Below are 6,287 nucleotides of genomic sequence, written 5' to 3' on the forward strand. Positions count from 1 at the left end.
TCGCCTCAGCCGATGAAGAACAGGATCAGGGACAGCAGCGTCAGCGCCACGGACCCGGCGATGATCGCCCAGCTGGACTTGCGCGCCTCCTCGATGCCAAGCCCGATGCCGGCGTCGTAGAACAGGTGCCGGATGCCGGCCAGCGTGTGATACCACAGCGCCCAGGCCGAGCCCGCCAGCACGATGAAGCCGATCCAGGACCGGACCACCCAGTCGGCCACCGCGAAGGCGCCCGGCCCCGAGACGGCGGCGACCAGCCACCAGACGATCAGCACGATCCCCGCGACCAGCGCATGCCCGGTGATCCGCGTCAGGATCGAGGTCCAGGCCGCGATGGGCAGCCGGTAGACCTGGAGATGGGGTGAAAGAGGCCGGTTGCCCCGGTTCACATCGGCCATGATGCGGCGCTCCTTTGTCGGTTCCTGTCCGACCCGTCGCAGGCTTTCGGCTGGCCTCGCGGGCTGGCGATTAGCGTCCTTCTGTCGCCTCTTGTGCCATCTGTCACCCGCTTATGCCAGCCGAGGGCCGGAAAAAAACATGAATCGGGGCTTTGTGATCACGCAAATTGCAACTGTGATCACAGGACATTCGCCGCAGCTGCGAAACGGAGGGATTCCGGCCGGGAATGTCCGCCCGCCGACGCCGGGGATCGTTAGCGCAAACCCCTGTAATCGCAGGTCCCGCCATGGCCGCCCGCCTCTGTCGGGCGCTCTGCGATCACGGCGGCGGGGGCCAGAAGCCCGCCCCCGCCGGGCGCGCCGCGGCAGCCCGACAGGAAGCCGCGCACCGCCGCCGGCCGGGTCAGATGCACCACGCGCAGCCCGTCCGGCGGGGGCGAGATCACCCGCCGCACCGCCTGCCGCGAGGTCTCGCGCGTGCGCCAGATGAAGCGCAGGAAATCGACGGTCTGGCGGCCGAGCAGCTCGGGGCAACCCTCGGCCATGTCGGGGCGGCGCCGGCCGAGGTGGCGCAGGCTGCGCCACAGCACGCGGCGGATGCGCAGCCCGACCGGCAGGTCCAGCCAGATCAGCAGATCGGCGCGGGCGGCGCGTTCGCGATAGGTGCGGGAATGGCCGCCCTCGAAGATCCAGCGCGGCTTCGCGTGGATCTCGCGGGTCAGCATGTCCTTTTCCAGCCGCTCGCGCTCGACCCAGCCGGGCAGCCAGTGGATATGGTCCATGTGGTGGACGGGCAGCCCGCTGAGCGCGCCCAGCCGGGTGGCGACGAAGGACTTGCCGGAACCCGGCCCGCCCACGATCATGACGCGCTGGATGACCCCGCCCATCCCGGCGCTCAAAGCGGCATCAGCGCCCAATAGTCCAGATCCAGCAGGACCTCGGGCAGATATTTCCCATCCTCGCCCTTCAGCGGGAAGCCGGCACTGGCGCCCCTGGTCGCGACCAGCCGCAGCCGGATCGCGCCGACGCCCGGCGCCCCGGTTTCGGCCTTGTCCAGCACCTCGGACCAGGCCCGGACGGTATCGCCCGCGAAACAGGGATTGGCGTGCGCGCCGCCGTTCAGCGCCACGATCAGCTGCGCATTGGCCAGCCCGTTGAAGGACAGCGCGCGCGCCATGCTGATGACATGGCCGCCATAGATCAGCCGCTTGCCGTCCTCGCGATTTGTGGCGTCGAAATGCACCTTGGCGGTGTTCTGCCACAGCCGCGTGGCCAGCATATGCTCGGCCTCCTCGATGGTGACGCCATCGATATGGTCGATCCGCTCGCCCACCGCATAGTCGCCCCAGCGATGCGGCTCGCCGGCCAGCTCGAAATCATAGCCGGTGAAGTCCAGCCCCTCGGGGATGACCAGGTCGCCCGGCGCCACCGCCCCGGCCAGGTCGGGCACCACCGTTTCGGGCGCCGGCGCCTCGGCGTCGCGCTTGCGGACCATCACCCAGCGGACATATTCCAGCACCGGCTGATCCATCTGGTTCAGCCCGCGCGTGCGCACCCAGACCACACCCGACTTGCCGTTCGAGTTCTGCTTCAACCCGATCACTTGCGATTCCGAGCGGATCGTGTCGCCGGGCCAGACCGGCGCAAGCCAGCGCCCCTCGGCATAGCCCAGATTGGCGACGGCGTTCAGGCTGACATCCGGGACGGTCTTGCCGAAGACGACATGGAAGGCCAGCAGGTCGTCCAGCGGGCTGCTTTCCAGCCCCGAGGCGGCCGCGAATTCGTCCGAGGAACAGAGCGCATGGCGCGCCGGATAGAGCGCGTGATACAGCGCGCGCTCGCCCTCGGCCACGGTGCGCGGCACGGCATGGCGGATCACCTGGCCGACGCGGTAGTCCTCGAAGAAACGTCCCGGATTGGTCTTGCTCATCAGGGTTCCCTACTGCTGGCCCAGTTTCATGTCGGGGTGATAGTCCTCCGCGACCTCCTTGGTCACGGCCTGCGCACAGCGCATCACGCCGCGCAGCTGGTCGAAGGCGATCGAGGGGCTGCCATGCAACTGCCAGCCCTTCGACAGCGCCTCGCTGACCTTGTGGCAGAAGGCGGCGCTGTCTTCCTCGGTCAGCAGGCGATAGATCAGCGGCATGTCAGGCTCCGAACGGGTTGGGGCCGATCCAGCCATGGATCAGGCCGACGATCATCAGCGCCGCGACCGCGCCGACGGCGGCCATCGCTTCCTTGCGGACCGGGAAGGGGCCGGCGGGCGGGGCCGGGCGCGGCGTGGTGCGGTTCAGCACCGCCATCTCCACCAGCCCCCACAACAGCAGCCCGCCGAACAGCACGAAGGAAGGCATGTCGCCATTCGGCAGCAGATGCGCGGCGGCGAAAAGCGCGAAGCCGGTCAGCTGCGGATGGCGCAGATGGGCCGCCATGCGGGTCTTCATCCCGTCGGCCGCGAACAGGTAGAGGGCCAGCAGCATCAGCAGGTTGTTGATGCCCTTCAGCGCCGGATGCGGCCCCCAGAAGAAGGCGCCGTCGGCGACCCGATAGCCCCAGATCATCAGGATCACCGACAACAGCAGAAGCCCGGCGACGATGCCGCGCCCCCCGGTGCCCATCGCCGCGCGGCGTTCCGGTGCGATACGCTTGAACAGATGCGCGCCCCACCACAGGGCCACGCCAAGGATCAGGATCAGCATCTGGCGTCCTTTCGCTGGATGTGCTGCCGCGCAGCATGCCCCTAACCGGCCATGGCCGCAATCGCCGCCGCGCGGTCCAGCGTCTTGCGGGCGGTCTCGACATGCAGGTTCTCGACGATCCTGCCATCGACCACCGCGACGCCCTTGCCTTCCGCCGTGGCCTGCTCGAAGGCCTCGATCTGGCGGCGGGACAGCTCGATCTCGGCTTCGGTGGGCGCGAAGGCCGCGTTGGCGATGGCCAGCTGCGCGGGATGGATCAGGGTCTTGCCGTCGAAGCCCATGTCGCGGCCCTGCTCGCATTCGGCGCGCAGGCCGTCCTCGTCCTTGAAGGCGTTGAAGACCCCGTCCACGATCACCTTGCCATGCGCCTTGGCGGCCAGCAGGCACAGGCCCAGCCCGGCCTGCATCGGCAGCCGGTCGGCGCGGAAGCGGCTGTTCAGCTCCTTCGCCAGGTCGTTGGTGCCCATCACCATGCCCTCGAGCCGCGGATGGGCGGCGATTTCCGCCGCGTTCAGCATCCCCAGCGGCGTCTCCATCATCGCCCAGAGCGGCGTGTCCGGGATCAGCGCCGCCGCCTGGTCCAGGTCGGCGGCGCAATCCACCTTGGGGATCAGCACCGCATCCGCCCGGCCCGCCAGCCCGGCCGCGAATCGCGCATCCGCCTCGCCCCATTCGGTCGTCAGCCCGTTGATGCGCAGGATCCGCGCACGCCGGCCATAGTCGTTGCCAAGCGCCCCGGCCAGCGCCTCGCGCGCGGCGGCCTTCTCGCCCGGCGCCACCGCGTCCTCCAGGTCGAAGATGATCGCATCGGCGGCCAGGCCCTGCGCCTTCTCCATCGCGCGGATATTGGCGGCAGGGATGTAGAGAACGGACCGGTATGGGCGGGCCATGGCAAGCTCCTCGCAATTTTCTTGCGCGAAACTGCCGCGATGCGCCAGAAATGGCAAGCGCATTTTCGCCGCACTGCGGCGTCAGCCGGCCAGGGCCTGCCAGATCAGCCGCAGCGACACCGCCAGCAGCCCCCAGGTGATCAGCTTGTAGAACAGCACCTGCGGGATGATCCGCACCAGCCGGAACCCGATCCAGACCGAGGCCAGCGCCACCGGCGTCAGGATCGCGGCCGCCTTCAGGTTCGACGCCGAGAGCTGCCCCAGCGCGGCATAGGGGACCAGCTTCACCCAGTTGACGACCGCGAAGAACCATGTCGTCGTGCCCGCATAGATCACCGTCGGCAGGCGCAGCGGCTGGACATAGACCTGCCAGGGCGGCGCGCCGGAATGGCTGACGAAGCTGGTATATCCGGCCAACCCGCCCCAGAAGCTGCCCTTGGGCAGCGAGGTCCGGCGCGGGGCCGCCGAAAGATCGGGCCGGATCAGGGCGTTCAGCGCGAAGACCAGGCCGATCAGGCCGACGATCAGCGTCACGCCCCAGTCCGGCACCAGATGCGCCGTGGCCCAGCCCAGGGTGACGCCCCCCACCGCCCCCGGCAGCGCCGTCGCCAGCACGCCGAGGTCGAAATCGCGCCGGAAGGCGATCAGCCCGCCGATATCCGAGGCGACATAGACCGGCAGCATCATCCCCGCCGCCTGCACCGGCGACATCACCAGCGACAGCAGCGGCACCGCCAGGATCGCCACCATCGCCAGCCCGCCCTTGGCCATGCCCACCGCCATCGCGGCCAGCACCGCCAGGATCCAGCCCTGAGTCGTCAGTTCCAGCATCGCCTTCTCCCGCATCGAACCCGCAGGGGATGCGCCCCGGCCGGGGAAATGGCAAGTGTCAGCGCCAACAATGCCGCGCCGCGGCGGCAGAGGCTTGCGATTCGTTGCGCGACCCCTTAACCACCGCGCAACAATCCATCCATGCAATCGGAGGTTACCCATGGCCCGACCCAAAATCGCACTTATCGGTGCGGGACAGATCGGCGGCACGCTGGCGCATCTGGCGGCGATGAAGGAACTGGGCGACGTCGTCCTGTTCGACATCGCCGAGGGCACGCCGCAAGGGAAGGCGCTGGACATCGCCCAATCGGGTCCGTCCGAGGGTTTCGACGCCAGCCTGAAGGGCGCGAACGACTATGCAGACATCGCCGGCGCCGATGTCTGCATCGTCACCGCCGGCGTGCCGAGGAAGCCCGGCATGAGCCGCGACGACCTGCTGGGCATCAACCTCAAGGTCATGAAATCCGTGGGCGAAGGCATCGCCAAGCACGCCCCCGACGCCTTCGTGATCTGCATCACCAACCCGCTGGACGCGATGGTCTGGGCGCTGCAGAAATTCTCGGGCCTGCCGGCGAACAAGGTCTGCGGCATGGCCGGCGTGCTGGATTCGGCCCGCTTCCGGCATTTCCTGTCGCTGGAATTCGGCGTCTCGATGAAGGACGTGACCGCCTTCGTGCTGGGCGGCCATGGCGACACGATGGTGCCGCTGACCCGCTATTCCACCGTCGCCGGCATCCCGCTGCCCGACCTGGTCGAGATGGGCTGGACCACGCAGGAGAAACTGGACGCGATCGTGCAGCGCACCCGCGACGGCGGCGCCGAGATCGTCGGCCTGCTGAAGACCGGCTCGGCCTTCTATGCCCCCGCGACCAGCGCGATCGAGATGGCGGAAAGCTATCTGAAGGACCAGAAGCGCGTCCTGCCCTGCGCCGCCCATGTGACCGGCGCCTATGGGCTTGACGGGCTCTATGTCGGCGTGCCGACGGTGATCGGCGCGAACGGGATCGAGAAGGTCGTCGACATCGCGCTGGATGCCGACGAACAGGCGATGTTCGACAATTCGGTCAACGCGGTGAAGGGCCTGGTCGAGGCCTGCAAGGGCATCGAGCCCAGCCTGATCTGATCTGATCCGGCGATCCTGCCGAAGATCCGGGCGCGCCCTTCGCGGGGCGCGCCTTTTTTCGTGCCGCGCAAGCGTCACAATCCTGCGACTGACGCAAATCTACCGCCGATCTGCCGCATCGCTTCAGTTTTCGCGCGCCCCCCTCTGTCACCTTTCCGTCGCAAGCCAGGCGGTCCTTCGCGACCGCGCCCGGCGAAGCCCGGCACCCTCGCAACGAGAGAGACAGCCCCATGCCATCCGTCAAGCCCCGCCGCTTCACCTTCCTTCTGCTGGACAGCTTCACGATGCTGCCCTTCAGCGCCGCGATCGAGCCCCTGCGGCTGGCCAACCGCGCCGAGGGCGGGCC

The 6,287-nt window shown here is 68.5% G+C and carries 8 protein-coding genes; 1 reads left to right on the plus strand and 7 read right to left on the minus strand.

The window, feature by feature from the left end; all coding sequences use genetic code 11:
• Window positions 1-5: 5 nt before the first annotated feature.
• The 7 genes from sdhC to C9E82_RS21250 form a co-directional block, all read right to left on the minus strand.
• Window positions 6-398 (minus strand): succinate dehydrogenase, cytochrome b556 subunit, encoded by a 393-nt coding sequence (gene sdhC / locus C9E82_RS21220; RefSeq protein ID WP_119900723.1) that lies wholly within the window; start codon window positions 396-398, stop codon window positions 6-8.
• A 254-nt stretch (window positions 399-652) separates the two neighbouring features.
• The gene (locus C9E82_RS21225; protein ID WP_183154126.1) at window positions 653-1,285 is read right to left on the minus strand and encodes a P-loop NTPase family protein; all 633 of its coding nucleotides are present in this window, start codon (window positions 1,283-1,285) and stop codon (window positions 653-655) included.
• Between the two features lie 8 nt (window positions 1,286-1,293).
• Window positions 1,294-2,328 (minus strand): MaoC family dehydratase, encoded by a 1,035-nt coding sequence (locus tag C9E82_RS21230; RefSeq protein ID WP_119900722.1) that lies wholly within the window; start codon window positions 2,326-2,328, stop codon window positions 1,294-1,296.
• 9 nt (window positions 2,329-2,337) lie between these two features.
• The gene (locus C9E82_RS21235) at window positions 2,338-2,544 is read right to left on the minus strand and encodes a DUF1737 domain-containing protein (RefSeq protein ID WP_119900721.1); all 207 of its coding nucleotides are present in this window, start codon (window positions 2,542-2,544) and stop codon (window positions 2,338-2,340) included.
• A 1-nt stretch (window position 2,545) separates the two neighbouring features.
• Entirely contained in the window at window positions 2,546-3,097 is a 552-nt protein-coding gene (locus C9E82_RS21240) for an NnrU family protein (protein ID WP_119900720.1), read from the minus strand.
• Between the two features lie 41 nt (window positions 3,098-3,138).
• Entirely contained in the window at window positions 3,139-3,987 is an 849-nt protein-coding gene (locus C9E82_RS21245; protein WP_119900732.1) for an HpcH/HpaI aldolase/citrate lyase family protein, read from the minus strand.
• Window positions 3,988-4,068: 81 nt separating this feature from the next.
• Window positions 4,069-4,818, minus strand: a complete 750-nt coding sequence (locus tag C9E82_RS21250) for a sulfite exporter TauE/SafE family protein (protein ID WP_420849864.1) — start codon at window positions 4,816-4,818, stop codon at window positions 4,069-4,071.
• 160 nt (window positions 4,819-4,978) lie between these two features.
• On the opposite strand from C9E82_RS21250, the gene mdh reads away from it, so the two are divergent.
• Window positions 4,979-5,941 carry a malate dehydrogenase gene (mdh, locus tag C9E82_RS21255; protein WP_119900719.1) on the plus strand — a complete coding sequence of 321 codons (963 nt, stop codon included), beginning with the start codon at window positions 4,979-4,981 and terminating at the stop codon, window positions 5,939-5,941.
• The last annotated feature ends 346 nt before the right edge of the window (window positions 5,942-6,287 follow it).

Origin of the sequence: Paracoccus sigandri (genome assembly GCF_003709565.1) — a bacterium.
GTDB classification, from domain to species: domain Bacteria; phylum Pseudomonadota; class Alphaproteobacteria; order Rhodobacterales; family Rhodobacteraceae; genus Paracoccus; species Paracoccus siganidrum.